17 protein-coding genes are annotated in these 19,027 nt (G+C 34.5%); 7 read left to right on the forward strand and 10 right to left on the reverse strand.

The window, feature by feature from the left end:
• Positions 1–105 precede the first annotated feature (105 nt).
• The 4 genes from IAI10_RS15135 to IAI10_RS15150 all read left to right on the forward strand — a co-directional run bounded on the left by IAI10_RS15135 (position 106) and on the right by IAI10_RS15150 (position 4,922).
• Positions 106–1,422 (forward strand): nucleotide sugar dehydrogenase, encoded by a 1,317-nt coding sequence (locus IAI10_RS15135; protein ID WP_315674128.1) that lies wholly within the window; start codon positions 106–108, stop codon positions 1,420–1,422.
• A 64-nt stretch (positions 1,423–1,486) separates the two neighbouring features.
• Positions 1,487–1,945 (forward strand): DUF441 domain-containing protein, encoded by a 459-nt coding sequence (locus IAI10_RS15140; RefSeq protein ID WP_315674129.1) that lies wholly within the window; start codon positions 1,487–1,489, stop codon positions 1,943–1,945.
• Between the two features lie 153 nt (positions 1,946–2,098).
• On the forward strand, positions 2,099–4,084 hold the full coding sequence (locus IAI10_RS15145) for a methyl-accepting chemotaxis protein (RefSeq protein WP_315674130.1): 1,986 nt from the start codon (positions 2,099–2,101) through the stop codon (positions 4,082–4,084).
• Positions 4,085–4,286: 202 nt separating this feature from the next.
• On the forward strand, positions 4,287–4,922 hold the full coding sequence (locus IAI10_RS15150) for a hypothetical protein (RefSeq protein WP_315674131.1): 636 nt from the start codon (positions 4,287–4,289) through the stop codon (positions 4,920–4,922).
• Positions 4,923–4,999: 77 nt separating this feature from the next.
• On the opposite strand, the gene IAI10_RS15155 is transcribed toward IAI10_RS15150, so the two are convergent.
• Positions 5,000–6,235 carry an MFS transporter gene (locus IAI10_RS15155; protein WP_315674132.1) on the reverse strand — a complete coding sequence of 412 codons (1,236 nt, stop codon included), beginning with the start codon at positions 6,233–6,235 and terminating at the stop codon, positions 5,000–5,002.
• Between the two features lie 120 nt (positions 6,236–6,355).
• Here IAI10_RS15155 and IAI10_RS15160 point away from each other — a divergent pair, with 120 nt between their 5' ends.
• Together IAI10_RS15160 and IAI10_RS15165 are read left to right on the forward strand one after the other, a co-directional pair.
• A complete protein-coding gene (locus tag IAI10_RS15160) occupies positions 6,356–7,225 on the forward strand; it encodes a LysR family transcriptional regulator (RefSeq protein ID WP_315674133.1) in 870 nt (289 codons plus the stop codon).
• A 178-nt stretch (positions 7,226–7,403) separates the two neighbouring features.
• Complete coding sequence (locus IAI10_RS15165; protein WP_315674134.1) at positions 7,404–8,003, forward strand: nitroreductase family protein; 600 nt, start codon at positions 7,404–7,406, stop codon at positions 8,001–8,003.
• 52 nt (positions 8,004–8,055) lie between these two features.
• Here IAI10_RS15165 and IAI10_RS15170 read toward each other — a convergent pair whose 3' ends face one another.
• From IAI10_RS15170 to IAI10_RS15180, 3 genes are read right to left on the reverse strand one after another with little or no spacing between them, the layout of a single operon-like run.
• The gene (locus IAI10_RS15170; RefSeq protein ID WP_315674135.1) at positions 8,056–9,174 is read right to left on the reverse strand and encodes a Ger(x)C family spore germination protein; all 1,119 of its coding nucleotides are present in this window, start codon (positions 9,172–9,174) and stop codon (positions 8,056–8,058) included.
• A gap of 5 nt (positions 9,175–9,179) precedes the next feature.
• Positions 9,180–10,253: a GerAB/ArcD/ProY family transporter gene (locus IAI10_RS15175; protein ID WP_315674136.1), complete on the reverse strand. Its 1,074-nt coding sequence runs from the start codon at positions 10,251–10,253 to the stop codon at positions 9,180–9,182.
• On the reverse strand, positions 10,254–11,711 hold the full coding sequence (locus IAI10_RS15180) for a spore germination protein (protein ID WP_315674137.1): 1,458 nt from the start codon (positions 11,709–11,711) through the stop codon (positions 10,254–10,256).
• A 180-nt stretch (positions 11,712–11,891) separates the two neighbouring features.
• Between IAI10_RS15180 and IAI10_RS15185 the strand changes: the two genes are divergently transcribed.
• Positions 11,892–12,293: a hypothetical protein gene (locus tag IAI10_RS15185; protein ID WP_315674138.1), complete on the forward strand. Its 402-nt coding sequence runs from the start codon at positions 11,892–11,894 to the stop codon at positions 12,291–12,293.
• Between the two features lie 63 nt (positions 12,294–12,356).
• On the opposite strand, the gene namA is transcribed toward IAI10_RS15185, so the two are convergent.
• The 6 genes from namA to IAI10_RS15215 all read right to left on the reverse strand — a co-directional run bounded on the left by namA (position 12,357) and on the right by IAI10_RS15215 (position 18,923).
• Positions 12,357–13,370: an NADPH dehydrogenase NamA gene (namA, locus tag IAI10_RS15190; protein ID WP_315674139.1), complete on the reverse strand. Its 1,014-nt coding sequence runs from the start codon at positions 13,368–13,370 to the stop codon at positions 12,357–12,359.
• Between the two features lie 135 nt (positions 13,371–13,505).
• On the reverse strand, positions 13,506–14,483 hold the full coding sequence (locus IAI10_RS15195; RefSeq protein WP_315674140.1) for an oligopeptide/dipeptide ABC transporter ATP-binding protein: 978 nt from the start codon (positions 14,481–14,483) through the stop codon (positions 13,506–13,508).
• 4 nt (positions 14,484–14,487) lie between these two features.
• A complete protein-coding gene (locus tag IAI10_RS15200) occupies positions 14,488–15,459 on the reverse strand; it encodes an ABC transporter ATP-binding protein (RefSeq protein WP_396334398.1) in 972 nt (323 codons plus the stop codon).
• Positions 15,460–15,464: 5 nt separating this feature from the next.
• Entirely contained in the window at positions 15,465–16,316 is an 852-nt protein-coding gene (locus IAI10_RS15205; protein ID WP_315674142.1) for an ABC transporter permease, read from the reverse strand.
• Between the two features lie 6 nt (positions 16,317–16,322).
• The gene (locus IAI10_RS15210; RefSeq protein WP_396334399.1) at positions 16,323–17,285 is read right to left on the reverse strand and encodes an ABC transporter permease; all 963 of its coding nucleotides are present in this window, start codon (positions 17,283–17,285) and stop codon (positions 16,323–16,325) included.
• 63 nt (positions 17,286–17,348) lie between these two features.
• On the reverse strand, positions 17,349–18,923 hold the full coding sequence (locus IAI10_RS15215) for an ABC transporter substrate-binding protein (RefSeq protein ID WP_315674144.1): 1,575 nt from the start codon (positions 18,921–18,923) through the stop codon (positions 17,349–17,351).
• Between the last annotated feature and the right edge of the window lie 104 nt (positions 18,924–19,027).

The raw sequence follows: 19,027 nt of genomic DNA on the forward strand, positions 1-19,027 counted from the left end.
TCTTTTTTGTTACCACATTTTTGTTTTGTATATTTATATATCACTATTTCATCTTAAATACATAAAATATTTATTATGATGCTATATATAAGGAGGTCTCTAACATTGACAAGTAAAGAAAATTTATTATATAAAATACAAAATAAAACTGCCATTGTAGGGGTTATAGGTTTAGGCTACGTGGGACTTCCAATGGCAGTGGAAATTGCAAAAAGTGGTTATCAAGTATTAGGTCTTGATGTTGATGAGAATAAGGTATCCATGATAAATAATGGAATTAATTATATAGATGATATTAATAATGATGAATTCAACACAATAGTAAGGAGCCATTTACTAAAGGCTTATGCCGATTTTCAGCTTCTTAAGGATGTGGACATAGTGCTCATATGTGTTCCTACCCCTTTGGACATATATGAGCAGCCTAATATCAGCTATATAAAGGCTGCTGCGGAATCTATTAATAATTATATTCATGCAGATATGCTTATTGTGCTTGAAAGTACAACCTACCCCGGAACTACGGAAGAGCTAGTATTACCTATTTTAGAATCTCATACAATGCTAAAACCAGAACAAGATTTTTTCTTAGCCTTTTCTCCTGAAAGAGTAGATCCTGGGAATACCCAATATAAAACTAGCAATACTCCCAAGATTATTGGAGGGCTAGCTTCTGAAAGTACAGAAGTAGCCGATGAATTTTATAGAAATATTCTAAAGAGTGAAACCTATAAAGTATCTTCTGCTAAGGTGGCTGAAATGGAAAAAATTTTAGAAAATACCTATAGAAATATAAATATCGGTCTCATTAATGAAATGGCTATAATCTGTCACAAGATGAATATAAATATTTGGGAGGTTATAGACGCTGCTAAAACTAAGCCCTATGGTTTCACTCCCTTCTATCCTGGTCCAGGGCTTGGAGGACATTGTATTCCTTTAGATCCCTACTATCTATCCTGGAAAACAAAGGAGTATGGCTACCATGCAAGAATGATAGAAACTTCAGGGCAGATAAATGATTATATGCCGCGCTATATAGTAGATAGAACCAATCATATCTTAAATAAATTTAATCTTTCTTTAAGAGATTCAAATATTTTGATACTTGGCATTGCATATAAAAACGATATTAATGACTACAGAGAAAGTCCAGCGCTTAAAATAATAGAAGCCTTAAATAGCGAAGGTGCAAAGGTTAGCTACTGTGACCCATATATTTCTAGCTATAGATATAAAGGTGCAGAATATACTAGTATAACTTTAAATAAGGAAGCCTTACAGAAGGCTGATCTGGTAATTTTAATAACCAATCACAGACTATTTGATTATAATTTTATACAGCAAAATTCAAAATTTATTTTTGACACAAGAAACGCTTTAAAAAATGTATCAAATAGAGATAATATAGAACTTTTATAAAGTAACCTATCAATATTTTTTTCATATAATATATACAACAAAATGATTTTTAAGGATGATGCCTTTGGAGACAAATATTATACTTTTAATAATTCTAGCAGCGTCTATATTCGGCAAAGCAGATTCCGTAGCAATAGCTACCTCAATACTTTTAATATTAAAACTGCTTCATGTTGAAAATATAGTATTCCCTATACTAGATAAAAGCGGTATGTTTTGGGGACTAGTACTACTTATAATGGCTATAATGATTCCTATTGCTAACGGCAGTATTAAGGCATTAAGCATAAAATCTACTCTCACCTCTAGCATCGGTATCGCAGCTATTTTGTTGTCTTTTTTCACCACATATTTGAGCGGTTTAGGATTGAGATATCTTACCCTGCAAGGGCATGGTGATGTTATGCCAGCTCTTATTCTAGGGGCGGTGGCTGCTGCAGCATTCCTTGGAGGAGTTCCCGTAGGTCCTTTAATAACCTCCGGTCTATTAGCCTTAGTAATGAAATTTTTTAATAAATCCTAGTAAATATTACAAATCTTTATTGCACCTCTCAAAGCCTATTTATACTAAGCTTTGAAAGGTGCAATTTTTATATGATGCATTAAAGTTGTTTGTTTTTATGTCGAATATTAGTAGTAATAGACAAACTATATTTTCACTAGGAGGACTTACTTTATGAAATTTAAGAGTTTTAGGACCAAACTTACTATTGTAATTGTTATTTTAATGCTGATTCCGTTAGTCATTTCTGGAACATATCTTGGCATCACCGACTTTAAGCAATATAAAAACAATGCTTTCTCCACCCAGCAGTTTCAGAAAGATTTAATTGAAAAGCAAACTGTAGGTACGTTGGATAAAATTCAAAGTCTTGTTAATTCACTTTCGGTTTCTTCTGAAATTGAAAGCATGAACTTTGAAACCATTGATTCTTTGCTTAAAGAGGTATCAAAACAAAATCCTATTCTCGAAGATTTTGGCGTAATAGCTCCAAATGGATTTCAAGTTTATAATTCTCAAGGTAAAGACAAGCTTTCTGACAGATCTGACAGAGATTATTTCAAATCAGGAATTCAAGGTAAAAGTGGATTTTCAGATGTGTTAATGTCCAAAACTTCAAATAAGCCAATAGTTGTATGTTACGCTCCCATAAAAAAAGATGGAAATATGGTGGGAGTGCTATCAGCCAATGTTAGCCTAGCTATTTTTAGTGATATAGTTGCAAATGCATTAAAAGGTTTTAGTGGGCAAGCTTATATTGTTGATAACACTGGAAAGGTAATAGCCCATCCAGACAAAAGTTTAGTATCTAAGCTTTCTAGTTTTTCTTCTTTAGTTCCTGTTCAAAAAGTTCTAAAGAAGCAGTCTGGTACAGAAGAATATTTGAATAAAGGTACCTTACTTTTAACTACTTATGCTCCTATGAACGGTATTAGCGGAGCTAATTGGGGAATAATTGTAGAGACAAGTTCCTCTAATGCATTCAAGATTGTAAATTCTCTAATCAAAGTGCTTATCATACTTGCAGTGTTAGCGTTGATTATTGCATTAGCTGCCTCCTTTACAGTATCAAATTATATAACAAAGCCTTTAAAATATGTATCTAAAAAAATAGATTCTGCCGCTGGCGGGGATTTGAGTACCTCCTTATTGGAAGGAAAAATATTAAGCAGACACGATGAATTTGGACAAATAGGTAAGAGCTTTAATAACATGATTAAAGGCATAAGTGCTTTAATAACAGATATAAGCAGCTCCAATAAAATTGTAGTAGAATCTTCAGATTCTTTAGTTAGAATAACCTCCGAAGTTTCTGATGCTACTGATGAAGTAGCAAAGGCTATTGAAGAAGTAGCAAAAGGTGCTGAAGATCAAGCTAGACAAACTGTAAATGGCTCTTCAAAAGTAAATGATTTAGCTGAAAAAATAGACATAGTTTCTAAAACTGCAGAAGAAATGAAAAACATATCTGTTACTGCTAATGAAACTGCAGACAAAGGCATTAATACAGTTAAACTTTTAATACAAAAAAATGAAGAAAATAATTTGTCAGCCTCTAAAGTAAGTAGCTCCATAAACAGCTTTAATGAAAGTGCCTTAAAAATAAATGTAATAATAGATAAAATAGAGGAGATTACTCAACAGACCAATTTGCTTGCATTAAATGCAGCAATAGAAGCTTCCAGAGCTGGTGAGGCCGGAAAAGGATTTGCAGTAGTAGCTGATGAGGTCAGAGCGCTTTCTGAGCAATCCTCTGCTGCGGCTCATGATATAAGTATTCTAATAGCAGAAATGCAAGAGCAGTCAAAAACTGCTGTTGAAAATATGAAAACTTCAGAAAAAATAGTACAGGAACGAAGCAAATCTGTAGAAGAAACAGGAGCACTTTTTGATGATATATCTACTATAGTAAAGTCCTTAATATCAAAAATGAATGATATATCAGAACATACTATAGTGATGTCTAAAAAGAAAGAGGATATTGTTAACATCATGACTAACATAGCAGCAGCTTCTGAAGAATCTTCTGCTTCCACAGAACAAGTTTCCGCTTCTACACAGGAACAATTAAGTTCTACACAGCTTATTAATTCTCATGCCAATGAATTAATGGAACTTGCTAGAAACTTGGAAAAGTCTGTAAATAAATTTAAAATATAATAAAAGAATAATTACACCATTACTATTCGCCAGTGCCCCTAGAGGTTGCTGGCGATTTTTATTGTAATTACAATTGGTATGTGATTTTTCAACACCTCCTTAAAATAAATTATAATCAAAATTTATCATTTCTCAATATTATGAAGTATAGTAAATTTTCATTTTACTATTTACTAGCAAAGAAAAAGGAGGCTAACTGTAAATGAGTTCTCATTTTTGTGATAAAACATGCAATTTTACAAATGCTGACAATACTCTGATACTCTGTAATGTTTGTCCTACTGGAGTCAGCGGTATTACCGGACCTACTGGTCCTACTGGTTTCACCGGCCCTACTGGCCCTACCGGTTTCACCGGCCCTACTGGCCCTACCGGTTTCACTGGTCCTACTGGCCCTAGTGGCCCCTCAGGTAGTGGATTATCCGCATTCGCATATATCTACTCCACTACAGCCCAATCTGTCGCCGATAATGCAGCCGTAGTTTTTGATTCTCCTTCAACATTAGCTCCAATTTCATTCACTACCGGAACTTCTACAATTACCTTAACTGACATTGGTAGTTATCTTATAAGCTTTGAAGTTTCTGTTGCTACTGGAGGCGGAGGTGAATGGGCTATAGCCGTAGGAGGATCAGTCGTTCAATCTCTGACCTATAATTCAAGAAGCGGTAATTCACAAGTTTTTGGAGAAGCTATCGTTAATGTATCCTCACCACCTGTTAATATTACCCTCGTTAATTTCAGCGGAGGTGCTGTTACTCTTTCTAATGGTTTGGCTGGCGGAGGTAAACCAAATACCGCTGTAAGTGCTTCTGTGACTATATTGAAATTAAGCTAATAATAATCTGTCCATTTTTATTAGGCTCTGTTTTAAATCAGTGTTAATTTTTACACTGATTTAAAACATTCCTTTAGTTAAACAACCCTACCTTTTCTTTTACTCATAGCTAGTAAAACAATGATTGCGGGAACCAAAGTAAAAATTCCGCAAATGGTATATCCCATATTCGAGCCAAGCCTTTCCATTATAGCTCCCGAAAAAGCATTTCCTATAGGAGTTGTTCCTACATTTAAAAGAGTATATACACTCATTACTCTTCCCCTATATTCGTTGGAAGAATTAATCTGCAAGGTAGAATTGCTCATATTTAAAAAGGTCATATAGAAAAATCCTATGAATAAAATCATAAATGCTATAAAGTAATAGCTTTTAATAAAATGTATAGAAATTTGTACTATTGAAACAAGAAGAGTATCAGCTATAAGTATAAATTTCTTAGGTCCTCTTCTGCTTCTGACTGCCATGCATATGGCTCCTATGAAAGCACCTATCCCCAGGGCGGATAGCAAAAATGTATACCCGTTTATACCTCCGCTTAACACATCCTTTGCAAAAATAGGTATTATCACTTCAGAGTTTGCTGAAAAGGTGCATACTATCAGCATAAAAATACAGGTGAATAGCAAGGTTTCATTATTTAAAATATACTTTACGCCCTCGCTTATATCCTTGATTATGGTTAATTTCTTACCTCTATTGTTTATGCCATTAGCTGTAATTTTGTATATTCCATAAATAACAGGTAAAAAGCTTATTGAATTTACAAGAAAGCATACGCCTACACCTAATTTAATCATTAATATACCAGCAACAGCTGGTCCCACAATCTTAGCTAAATTGACAATGGTGGAATTCAAGGAAATAGCATTCATCAAATCCTTTTTTCCTACAAGCTCAACTACAAAAGCTTGTCTAGACGGCATATCTAGAGCTTGAGATAGTCCAAATATCAGAGCTAATAAAACTACATGCCAGTACCTAACCCTGCCAGAAAGCACTAGTAATGATAAGGCTAAAGAGTGGAACATAAAAGCAAATTGAGTTATAAGCAGCAGCTTTCTTTTTGGAAACCTATCCACTAAAACTCCTGCAAATAAAGAGAATGCAAGGGATGGACCAAATTGGAACACTCCTAATAAGCCTAGAAGCAGCGGAGAATTAGTTAAGCTATATACAAGCCAAGCTTCCGCAGTTCTTTGAGTCCAGGTTCCCAGCAGGGATATGCACTGACCAAACCAAAAATATCTAAAATTTCTGTGCTTTAAAGCAGGAAAAATATCATCTTTTAAAATTCTTATAATTTTTTTCATTAATTCAACTCCTCATTAGTTTTGCAGCAATAATAAATATAATATAATTAGAGATATAAATAAAATTAAAAATTTATATGATTAGGCATAACTAAAAGTTATGGTTTTAGGAGAATATAAATGGATGATAGAGATTGGTGCATTTTAAATGCATTGCACAAAGAAAAAAATATAACCAAAGCTGCTAAAACTTTATTTATTTCTCAGCCTGCTCTCACTAAGAGATTACAAGTAATGGAAGCTGAGTTTGGAGTTAAGATAGTTATAAGACAAAGCAAGGGGATTCAATTTACTGCGGAGGGTGAATATCTAGCGAAGTGTGCAGAAGAGATGCTAAATAAATTGGAAACCATTAAAGAAAACATAATAAATATGAACGGAAATATTTGCGGTGTTCTTAAATTAGGAGTTTCTAAATTTTTTGCAAAATCTAAGCTTCCTGTTTTGCTTAGGTCGTTTAAAGAAAAATACCCCAATGTAGATTTTAATATAATCACCGGCTGGAGCAGCGATATATTCAAGCTAGTCTACAATAACAGTGTTCATATAGCTTTTGTGCGTGGTGATTTCAGCTGGAACGGAAGGAGTTATTTGCTTTCAAAAGAAAACATATGCATAGCCTCAAAAAATAAAATAGACATAAACATACTTCCCAAACTGCCAAGAGTAAGCTATACCAGCGATCCAATTCTAAAAAATATGATTGACGCCTGGTGGACAGCTAATTATTCTGAGCCTCCAACAGTAAGCATAGAGGTTGACCAATCTGATACCTGCAGGGCTATGGTAGAGAATGGTCTAGGCTATGGAATTCTTCCTAGCGCTCTTATAGAGAACTCAAAAGAGCTTAACATAATAACTTTAAAAGATAGAAATAATTCTCCCCTCATGAGGCATACTTGGATGCTATACCAGGAAAGTTGTTTAGAAATGAATATCACTAAAGCCTTCGTTAATTTTATAGAAGGTCTGGATATGAAAGCAAAGTAACAGCATTATTTGTAAATTTGTTTTGAAAATTTTGTAGAAAAAATTTTGCACAATTAATTATAATTATCAGTTGACTTTTTATATTAACTAATGTATTATATAAATATAAAGTTACTAATAGTTATCGACTAACAAAACATAATTATATATAAAAAATATTTTAATGAGGTGAATTAATATGTCAAAAGATCTTTATGAAGTAATAAAAGAAAGAAGAACAATCTATGGACTTAGCAAGGAAATCACAGTAAGTGATGAAAGAATAAAGGAAGTAGTTGAATTCGCAGTAAATAATACTCCTTCAGCTTTTAACTCTCAGAGCTCAAGAGCTGTAGTTTTATTAGGTAAGGAGCATGATGCCCTTTGGGAAATAGCGAAAGACGCTTTAAGAAAAATAGTTCCAGCAGAAGCCTTCGCTCAAACAGAGGATAAAATAAATTCCTTCAAAAGCGGTTATGGAACAATTTTATTCTTCGAGGATGAAAGTGTAGTAAAAGGACTTCAGGAACAATTTGCACTTTACAAGGATAACTTCCCTGTATGGTCAGAGCAGTCTTCAGGTATGCTTCAGATAAATGTATGGAATGCACTATCTGCAGAAGGACTTGGAGCTTCTCTTCAGCATTACAATCCTCTAATAGATGATGAAGTTAAAGCAAAATGGAACATTCCTGCTAACTGGAAGCTAAGGGGCGAGATGCCTTTCGGAAAAGCAACTAGTCCAGCTGGAGAAAAAGCTTTCCTTCCTATAGATCAAAGAGTTAAGATATTCAAATAATAAACTATATTATAAAGGCCGTGTTTTCGTAACATAGCCTTTATTTGTTTGCTCAATGTATAACTCCATAATTAGTTATATTTACGTTAACATCGATATTAAACTTTACAAAGGGATAAACATCATTCCATTCTATTTTCTGCCAATAAGGGTTATATTTTGCTCTGACATAGTCTCCTATGCCTAAGCAATCGCATCTTACGCTTTTAGTATATTCTATTATATGCTCACAATTTTTTTTAATCTCATTGGCTAATAAGTTTTCAATGCTTTTCTGACTTGATAGATCTTTAATACCATTCCAGTAAAGCTCTTTCATTACTCCATTAAATTTTAAGGAAATATTCACCACTGGTGCATTGTTCACCACTTGAACCTTTAATTTTCTTTTAGCTTTGCTAATATTAAAAGCACATCCTCTTTTACCATTATTATAACCAGGATCAGCTATGGATTTATTTATGTATACAGAGCTCTTTAATTTTCCCATCATCGATATTAAAAGTACAGTTTCCCAGGTATTAATCTTTCCCACCATTTTATCACTGGAAAAAAGAGCTGCTCCTTCTACTTCGATACCTTTACCTTTATGAAATTCTAATTTTACTAGCGGTACTATAGGATCTAATCCTGGTGAATAGTATTGTGTAGTAAATTGAGAAATCTCCATTTGAGGAACATAAGACTCTGCTATATTATTGTCTATTAATTGATGCACATAGAAGGCTGGTCTAGGTTTATCTCCAAAAGTTTGAGCTTTCTCTATTAACTCTTTTGGGCTTCCATCTGTAATAACTAAACGGGCGATTACGGGTATTGTAGGTTCACGTTCAAAGACTTCCAGCAGATTATTTATACCTTTCTCAGCCAAGGAGGATGAAATTAGTACCTGCTGTATTTTACCACCCTCCAACAATTTTGCTGAAATTTTTCTAGAATCCTCCCTAAATTCTCTTAGCAAATTCTCTTCATCGCTATAGATAACCTCTACCTGCTCCTTAGAGTCCGGTTCTACCACAGGATCAGAATAGGATATTAGAAGATTATTATCTTTACTGCTGGCTTCTATTCCCACCTGCAATATAAAACCTGTTTTTTCATACACCTTCTGATCCCAGCAGCCTTCCAGAAGCAATGTCATTATTAAAAATAAGGCAAAGAATTTTTTCATATATCTCACACTCTCTTTTTAGTGCAGGAAATTAAAAATGACAGCAAAATAATGCCAATATTTATCATTCCAAATACTGAATTATACCCCATGTAATCAAACAGACTTTCAAAATTTCGCGGAATTCTTCCAATTATCACTGTAATGATCATAACTATGGCTATTAACATCTTTGTCCTTTCCACATGAAATACCTTTGTTAAGCAATAATATGAAGAAAAAAAGTAAGCCCTTACTGACGCTGCCATGGTGGGAACCCAAACCATTATAAAAAACAAATCCAGCCTTTCGATTATTGGAACCCTTGTGGCCTCCTCAATATAAAAAATAGGAAATACTATCAATTTTAATTTATCTTCACCGAATAACAGTACGGAAAAAGCAGTAATTATTATAAAATACATCATTACATATGCTATTCCAGATATCACATGTCTCTTGGTATGCTCTTTATTTGTTACATTGGGATAGAATATTGTAATTAATTCAAACCCAAGAAATGAATATATTGTACAAGGCACAGCTTTAATCACTTCAAGAAATCCTGGTTGCAAAACAGGCTGCAAATATGTAAATCTAACATGTTTTATAACAAGCAGCAATGGCAAAATAATAAGTATATGTGCAAAATATAACAAATTATCGAATCTGCATATAACCTTCAATCCCTTTGCTGCAAAATAAAGCGTAGGAGACATAATTAGAAGGTATGATACCAGCTGTGGTGTGTCTTGAAGGATTATTATATTAATAAGTTCGCCAAAGCTCCTTGAACTTATACCAGCGGAGGCTAATAGGTAAATTATAAAAATCAAATTTAAAATGCTGCCAATAATTTTTCCATAAAGGATAGTGTTGATATCCAAAATTGACTTACCTGGGAATCTATTCAATAGCTTCATTATGGGAAAAATAATCATAATAGCTGCCAATCCTGATAAAAGCACCGAAATCCAGCCATCGTGTCCTATTTCTTTAGCTAAAATAGAAGGCAAAGTAATTATACCCAAACCTATTTGAGAGGATATAATAAAGGATATCAATTGTTTAGATGTAATTTGGTTTAATTTCTCACTCAATCAATTACTTCCTCTCTTCTTCTTTAAGGGCTTTGCATCACTTGGCCTGTTTTCCATATACCCTAAAGGCGCCCTTATTATAGAGTCTTTGAGGTCTTTAATTTTAATTGGCTGTATCGGTGCTACATATGGCTGACCTAAAGATTCTAAAGACAGTAAATGTGCTGTGAGGAACGCAATCCCCACAATAATGCCAATAATACCAAATGCAGAGGCAAGTATCAAAAGCAGGAATCTAAATAATCGTATGGCTAATCCAAAATCATAAATTGGAACCACATAGGAAGCCATAGCTGTAACTGCTACAACAATAATAAACAAACTGCTTACAATGCCGGCATTAACTGCAGCTTGACCGATTATTATACCGCCTACCACGCCAATTGTAGTAGCTAAATAAGTAGGAAGCCTTATAGATGCCTCTCTGATCATCTCTATAGTAAACTCCATAACCAAAGCCTCCACTACAGGTGGAAAAGCCACCTGAGTTCTCGAAACGGCTAATGGTACAAGTAGATTTAAGGGCACAATATAATATTGAAAGGTGGTAACAGCTACGTATAATGAAGGAAGCAATACTGCAACCAAAACAGATAGTATTCTAATCAATCGTACAAAGCTTCCAAGCATCCATTTTGTGCTATAATCATCTAAGGCCTGAAGAAAAGACCATAAAGAAACAGGCGCTATTAGAACAAAGGGAGTTCCTTCCATTAACACAACAAGCCTTCCTTCAAGTAATGCAGCAACCGCTTTATCAGGTCTCTCTGTAGCCATATATTGAGGAAATGGAGAATTTGGCGAACTTGATATATACTGTTCGATGTACCCAATAGCCATCAATCCGTCAGTATTTATTTTGTTTATTTTAGAAAAAAGCTCATTAAGCATCTCAGTATTTGCTATGCCTTCAATATAACAAATAGATACTGTCTGCTTAGTTTTTGTACCCAGCTCTAAGTTTTTGAATTTAAGATTACTATCCTTAATTTTTCTCCTTACTATTGAAATATTAGTTTCAAGGCTTTCAATGAAACCTTCATGAGGCCCGCGGACATTCTTCTCCCCCTCCGGCTCACTAATGTTTCTCTTGTCGATATCAGTCAAATCGCATACTATTGAATAATTTAATTTATCAATAAATAAAACTGTTTTACCCTTCAATACGGCTGTAACTGCTGCATCAATTTCATAAGCTACAGAGGTATTAAATATGGGCAGATAGTCAACTAGCTCATTGTCAGATATTTCACTGATGCATATCGACAATAGAGGTTTAACAAAATCTCTTTGGATTAAACCAATATTAACAAAACCTTTTAAATAAAAAAAGCAGCCTTTCCTTCCATCCTTGAATATAATTTTTTTATTCATTATATCTGGACATTCCCTAAATTTCTCAGTAAGCTGATCTATGTTTATATTCAAATCAGAAGATATAGGCTTATCACTTTCCATTTTATAGCCCTCCATAATGAATATATTGCTTTCATACATTTATTATGGAGTACTTTAAAGAATAATATGTAATCAACATCCCTGTGCATAAAATTATTTTTTAAAATCCTATTCTAAATATTATTTAAATGAATATCATTGTTTTAGAAATATATTTTAGTATGAGGTGATCAACAATTGATGATAGAAAGAAAACATCAATCTTTAAATAATTTGTCTTTAATTAAGTTTATAATAGCAGCTGCTGTTACTATATTTATACTTCCTATAATAGTAGCTGTGACTAACTGTAATTTTCTTGAGGTATACCTAGGGAGCTTTGGTGGTTTTCTATGTAGCCTGTTTAGCAATAATCTGCTGCATGGACTTTTAACTGTACTGGCAAACTTAATTCTAGATGCACTTCCTCTTATTTTATTAGCTCTTTTTGTTTCAATATTAAAGGATGATGCCGCTTATGAAGCACGCTCTGCAAAGCTTGTAAATGGTAAAAAGCTCTTGAAGCTTATCTCTGCCGTGCCTATAAGTCTGATAACAAGCTCCCTTGGAAAAGAAAAAAATCCTTACATACATCCTAAATAAAAATATTGCTATTCCTATAACACAAAAAAAGTGGCTTTCGCCACTTCATAATTAGAATATATTCTAAAAGGATCTTCTATACTGCTCAGGAAGTTCCACCTCTATATTTTTCTCCTTTGCAGCTAATATTGGTAAATATGGATTCCTTAGAAGTTCTCTTCCAAGGGAAACTAAGTCCGCTCTGCCGTTTGAAAGAATCTCTTCCACCATATTTATATCCGTTATAAGCCCTACAGCTATGGTTGGTATACTGCATTCTTCTTTAATGATTTCAGAGAATTTTACCTGATAGCCTGGATATAAACTTATATGTGCTGGTGCTACTCCTCCTGCGCTTACATGAACTATATCTATATACTGTTTTACGCCTTTTATAATTTCTGCCATCTCTTCTGGAGTCATTCCATCTTCTCTAAAATCGCTGGCGGATATTCTAAGTAATATAGGTTTTTCCTTTGGCCAAACTTCGCTTACTGCCTGAAGCACTTCCTTTAGAAATCTGCTTCTGTTTTCAGTGCTTCCTCCATATTCATCCGTTCTTTTATTAGAAATTGGAGATAAAAACTCACTTATAAGATATCCATGAGCTCCATGTATCTCTATAGCATCAAAGCCAGCTTTAAGAGCCCTTTCAGCTGCTGACTTAAAGCTTTTAACTATATCTCTTATCTCCTCTTTTGTAAGTTCCTTTGGGATAGCGCTATTTGCATCAAAGGCTATTGAACTTGGAGCTACTAAAGGAGAAACTTTACCTTCATATTTTCTTCCTCCGTGGTTTAACTGTATAGCTATCTTAGCTCCATGTTTTTTAACCTCTTCTACCAAGCTTTTAAACCCCTCTATGTGTTCATCGGACCATATACCCAAATCCTTATCTGATATTCTGCCATTTTCTGCTACCCCTGTAGCCTCTACTATCACTAGTCCAACGCCTCCAATAGCTCTGGTTGCATAATGGATAAAGTGAAAAGCATTCACCTTACCCGTACTATCTGCAGAATACATGCACATAGGCGGCATAACTATTCTATTTTTAAGCACCATATCCTTTATTTTGTAACTTTCATAAGCTTTCATAAATTCATCATCCTTTTTTATATAATAATAATTATTATACCATATTTATTATTGTAATTGCTAATTATACCAAATTTATTAATATCAACTCTGTCTTAAGTCAGTATTAATCTTTACACTGAATTTAAATATTCATTAATATAAGTGACAGGCCACTGAATGTCCTCTCTCTACTTCCTTTAATTCAGGTTCAATTTCCCTGCATTTTTCAGTAGCATATGGGCACCTGCTTTGAAATCTGCAGCCCTTTGGCATATCCATTGGACTAGGCAAGTCTCCTTGCAATATCTGCCTTTCAGCGCTTTTAGCCTTTATAGGATCTGGTATTGGTATGGAGGAAAGCAGTACTTTAGTATATGGATGAAGGGGATTTTTGTAAATATCTTTGCTGTTTGAAATTTCAACAAGCTTACCAAGATACATTACCCCAATTCTATCTGAAATATGCTTAACTACTGATAAATCATGAGCCACGAAAAGATAGGTTAGTCCCATATCCTTTTGCAAATCCTCCAGCATATTTATTACCTGAGCCTGAATGGAAACATCCAATGCTGAAACAGGTTCATCGCAAAGCACGAAATCCGGTTCTATAGACAAAGCTCTTGCTATTCCTATTCTCTGCCTCTGTCCTCCGCTAAATTCGTGAGGAAATTTCTCCATATCACTTTTTTTCATGCCCACTTTAGCTAATATTGCTTCTATTTTATCCACTCTTTCACCTTTTGTAAGCTTAGTATGAATTTTCAATGGTTCATCTATTATCTCAGCCACATTCATATATGGATTCAAGGAGGAATATGGATCCTGGAATATAACCTGCATTCTCTTATAATACGGCGTCAATTCTTTTTTATTTAATTTTCCTATAGCTTTTCCGTCAAAAATTATTTCTCCATCCGTAATGTCATATAATCTCGTAATAGTTCTTCCTAAGGTTGACTTCCCGCAGCCAGATTCCCCTACTAGACCAAAGGTCTCTCCTTTATTTATATGAAAAGATACATCATCCACCGCTCTTATAAATTTATTGCTGTTTCCGAAAAATCCTTTAGCTGAAAAATACTTTTTCAGGTTTTTTACAGAAATAAATTCTTTTTCATTATTGCTCATAGCTTTATACTCCCTCCTCCGCTAAAAAACATCTGGACTGATGCGTAGCAGTAAATTTCTTATTCTCCGGCATGCTTGAAAAACACTTTTCTGAAGCAAAACTGCATCTCTCTGCAAAAGGACATCCTTTTGGAGGCTCCATGAGAGAAGGGGCTGTGCCTTTTATAGGCTCCAATCTATCATCATCCCCATCCAATTTAGGAATAGAATTTAAAAGCGCCTTAGTGTAAGGATGCTTAGGCGAATAAAATATTTCTTCTACGGTTCCTTCTTCCATTATCATTCCTGCATACATTACTATTATTCTAGTGCAAAGGCTTGCCACTACTCCCAGGTCATGAGTTATTAGCACTACCGACATATCTTTTTCTTCTTTTAATTTCTTCAGAAGCTCCAATATTTGAGCTTGAATAGTGACGTCAAGAGCTGTAGTAGGTTCATCCGCTATAAGAAGCTTAGGGTTTGAAACCAGGGCCATAGCAATAAGCACCCTTTGTCTCATACCTCCGCTAAATTCATGAGGATATTGTTCTAATCTTTTTTCAGCCATGGGGATTCCAACGCTTTTCAGCATTTCCACCGCTAATTTTCTACCTTCTTTTTTACTCACATTTTTATGTCGTCTTATAACCTCTTCTAAATGGAAGCCTATTTTCTTTAGTGGATTAAGAGCTGTCATAGGATCCTGAAATATCATAGAAATTTTATTTCCCTTAAGCTTTCTTTTTTCCTTTGAAGCTAAGGAGAGGATATTCTCATTCTCAAATAGTATTTCACCAGCTTCCAGCTTAGCGCTTTGAGGTAATATACCTAAAATTGATTTCATCATAACACTTTTACCGCTGCCGGACTCTCCTACTACTCCTAGAATTTCTTTATTCTCTACATGAAAGCTTACTCCTCTTACCGCCTGAACCTCAGTTCCTCTATTATAAAAAGTTGTCTTTAAATTTTTTACTTCTAATATGTTGTCCAAATTTATCACCTCTTATCCGTAACAGTTTTAGGCTCAACAAAGGCTCTAAGTACATCCCCAAGCTTATTAAAGGAATAAATAGTAATAACTATGAAAAGTCCTGGAAGTATTGCCATATAAGGAGCATTTTGAAGATTAGCCTGAGCATTCTGAAGGAGACTTCCCCAAGAAGCCATAGGCTGCTGAATGCCTATACCTAAGAAGCTCAAGGAGGATTCCGTCATTATGGCATTAGCAATGCTTGAGGTAGCTGCCACTATTATTGTAGGAAATATAGATGGTATTATGTGCCTAAATATTATATTTCTTGAACGCTCACCTGTAGATATGGAATAAAGCACATATTCTCTTTCTTTTATAGACAAGGTCTCTGCTCTAACAAGTCTAGCTATCTCCATCCAGCTGAAAAGACCTATAACCAGTATTATCGCCTGAAGTCCTGGCCTTAGGAATATACTCACCACAGTAACTAAAATCATCCAAGGTATAGAGGATATTATGTCCACTATTCTCATAAGCACATTATCCAGAAATCCTCCAAAGTACCCGCTCATAGTTCCTATGGCCACACCTATTATGGTAGAAAGCACCATAGCAAGTACACCTACTATAAGAGATACCCTTCCTCCGTAGATAGTTCTCGTTAAATAATCCCTCCCCAGCTCATCTGTTCCGAAAGGATGCGCAAAGGATGGAGATTGAAACATATTTGCTACATCTGTTTTGTCTGGATTATAAGGAAGCAGGAAGGCAAATACTGCAAGAATTAGTATTATCAAAAGAAATATCATAGCTGCCAATGCACTTTTGTTATGCCTTAATTCCAGTTTTACATTCTCTATTCTTCTATTTTTCATAATAATTTACCTCACTCCTTTAATTCTTGGATCTATAAGTGAATAGAGTATGTCTGAGATAAGATTTCCAAGTATAACTAAAGTAGAGGATAAAAGCAGTATGGCTAAGATCACAGGATAGTCGAGTCCTTGAATAGCTTTAAGGAAGTATGGTCCTACTCCAGGCCATCCGAATATAGTCTCTGTAATAAAAGCACCTGTAACCAGCATAGGAAGGGTCATTCCAAGCTTTGTTATTATAGGAAGAAGCACATTTTTACTAACATGCTTTCTCAATATCTCCGTTTTAGTAGCCCCAAAAGCATCCTGGACCATTACATAATCCTCTGAAAGCTGCCCTATAGTAGAAGATCTTACATATCTGATGAGCTCCGGCAAAAATGCAAAGGTCAATACAGTAAAGGGCATGATGAAGTGTAAAAGAAAATCTGAAATTGAATCTTCAAATCCTATTTCATGCATACCTAATATAGGCAGTATTGCTAGCTTGTATCCAAATAAGAATACAATAATCATTGCAAACCAAAAGCTTGGCACAGCTATGCCTATTGAGCAAAAACCATCTATTATCTTATCTAATAATTTTCCTTTATTGAAACCTGCTATGAGCCCTAATATTATGGCAAGGATAAGCGCAAATATATAGGCTGGAAGTACCAATATAATGGTGGCAGGTATTCTGGAAATCAAATCAGAGGCTATGCTTTCATGAGTCACTATGGAGTGACCCAGCTCCCCATGAAGCACCCCTTTAAGCCAATAGAAATATTGGATATAAGCTGGTTTATCAAAACCATATTTCGCCTTGATAAGCTCTGCCGTTTCCTTTGGCATCTTAGGCGTTATCATCGCATCTATGGCATTGTAAGGTGCAAGCTGAATGAGAGCAAAGCATATTATTGATATTATTATAAGAAGTGGTATGGCCTGCAAAATTCTTTTTAAAATATATTTCTTCAAAAGATTCACTCCTCTTTAAAGCAACGAAGATAAGCAAAATGCTTATCCTCATTTAAACGTTGTATAATTATATTATTTAATGTATAGCTTAGACATATCTTCAAAGGTGTATACAGGCACTAAGCTTGCATCTTCTATTCCTTCTATGCTTGTATTTATAGCCAAGATTCTCTTGCTCTCTGCAATAGGATAAAATACTGCATCATCTTGTAATTTTTGCTGTATCTTAGCATAGATTTCTTTTCTAGCATTTGCATCTTTTTCTACTCTTCCCTGACTAAATAAGTCATCTATTTCCTTATTGCTGTAATTCATATAATTCGCTGAATTTCCAGTTATGAATAATGAGTTAAAGGTATCAGGATCTATTCCCATGATATATCCGCCTAAATAAATATCAAAATCCGAACTCTTGCTTTCTAGCTTTTTATAAAGTGCACTTGAATCCAAACCTAAAAGCTGAGCATCTATACCCACAGCCTTTAATTCCTGCTGCATTATGGCTGCCTGTTTTTGCTGAGGTACATTGTTTCCTGCATATGCAATTTTTACACTTACACTGCTAACTCCTGCTTTTGAAAGCAATTGTTTTGACTTATTGGCATCTGTAGCATACTTTTCTACATTATCTGTATGATACTTGCTTTCATTTGGAAGGAAAGTATATGCAGGCTTTGCATAATTTTCAGAAACAAAAGATGCATTTATTATTTCGCTTCTGTTTAATGCATAAAGTATTGCTTGTCTAACATTCTTATCTTGAACTGCCTTGGAGTTTAAGTTAAAGGCTGCATAAGCTATTCTTCCTTCATTATAAGGAATAGTTTTTAAGTTTTTATCCTTGCTTAGCTTGCTTATGTCAGAAGGCTGAACTGCCAATGCATCGATTTCTCCCTTTTGCAGTGCAAGCTGAGCTGTATTAGCGTCACCTATTATTTTAAATACTACATTGTCTATCTTAGGTGCCCCAAGAAAATAATTATTATTTTTAACAAACTTAACATATTGTCCTGCCTTATATTCAGCCAACTTATAAGGACCCGTTCCTACTGGAGCAGCATTCTTAGTGCTGTTTTCTATATTGCTTTCTCCGTCATATACATGCTTAGGCATTATAAATATGTTTCCTAAAAGCTCTATAGCTGGAATGCTTGGTGAAGGTAAAGTGAATTTAACTGTGTAGTCATCAAGCTTCTCTACCTTTACTGGCTTTCCATCAAATATAAGCTGGCTGTATGCCCAACCTGCATTTGATTCCTTAAGCATTTGTTCATAAGTAAAGACTACATCATCAGCTGTGAAAGGTTGTCCATCGCTCCACTTTACATTTTTCCTAAGCTTAGCTGTATAAGAAAGATAGTCTGAAGAAGGTGTCATGCTTTCTGCAAGAAAATACACGATCTTATCTGCATTATACATATATAGCGGTGAATAAAGTGCTTTTATTTCCATTAAACCATATCTGTCTGAAGTAGTTACAACATTCACAGAATTTCCTGGATCACCATCTATACCATATGTAAAAGTATTTGACTTAACTGTAGCTTTAGTTGTTTTATCTGACGTTTTATTAGCTGCGCAAGCGCTTAAAACCACCATAGCCCCCAATAGAACAGAAATAATCTTTGATGATTTCTTTAATTTCATTTTTTGTCCCCCTATCAAAAATTTATATTCATTTATTTAAGTAAGAATTACAATTATAATTCCTACTATTTCTATATGAATAGTTTAGTATGATTATATTATAA

The sequence above is a fragment of the Clostridium sp. 19966 genome (genome assembly GCF_032335695.1).
Lineage (GTDB): Bacteria > Bacillota > Clostridia > Clostridiales > Clostridiaceae > JACTOJ01.

What these genes read in the sequence shown, in the direction of transcription:
- IAI10_RS15145 (WP_315674130.1), top strand. Translation starts at nt 2,099, where the DNA reads ATGAAATTTAAGAGTTTTAGGACCAAACTTACTATTGTAATTGTTATT.
- IAI10_RS15150 (WP_315674131.1), top strand. Translation starts at nt 4,287, where the DNA reads ATGAGTTCTCATTTTTGTGATAAAACATGCAATTTTACAAATGCTGAC.
- IAI10_RS15155 (WP_315674132.1), bottom strand. Translation starts at nt 6,235, where the DNA reads ATGAAAAAAATTATAAGAATTTTAAAAGATGATATTTTTCCTGCTTTA.
- IAI10_RS15160 (WP_315674133.1), top strand. Translation starts at nt 6,356, where the DNA reads ATGGATGATAGAGATTGGTGCATTTTAAATGCATTGCACAAAGAAAAA.
- IAI10_RS15165 (WP_315674134.1), top strand. Translation starts at nt 7,404, where the DNA reads ATGTCAAAAGATCTTTATGAAGTAATAAAAGAAAGAAGAACAATCTAT.
- IAI10_RS15170 (WP_315674135.1), bottom strand. Translation starts at nt 9,174, where the DNA reads ATGAAAAAATTCTTTGCCTTATTTTTAATAATGACATTGCTTCTGGAA.
- IAI10_RS15180 (WP_315674137.1), bottom strand. Translation starts at nt 11,711, where the DNA reads ATGGAAAGTGATAAGCCTATATCTTCTGATTTGAATATAAACATAGAT.
- IAI10_RS15185 (WP_315674138.1), top strand. Translation starts at nt 11,892, where the DNA reads ATGATAGAAAGAAAACATCAATCTTTAAATAATTTGTCTTTAATTAAG.
- namA (WP_315674139.1), bottom strand. Translation starts at nt 13,370, where the DNA reads ATGAAAGCTTATGAAAGTTACAAAATAAAGGATATGGTGCTTAAAAAT.
- IAI10_RS15195 (WP_315674140.1), bottom strand. Translation starts at nt 14,483, where the DNA reads ATGAGCAATAATGAAAAAGAATTTATTTCTGTAAAAAACCTGAAAAAG.
- IAI10_RS15205 (WP_315674142.1), bottom strand. Translation starts at nt 16,316, where the DNA reads ATGAAAAATAGAAGAATAGAGAATGTAAAACTGGAATTAAGGCATAAC.
- IAI10_RS15215 (WP_315674144.1), bottom strand. Translation starts at nt 18,923, where the DNA reads ATGAAATTAAAGAAATCATCAAAGATTATTTCTGTTCTATTGGGGGCT.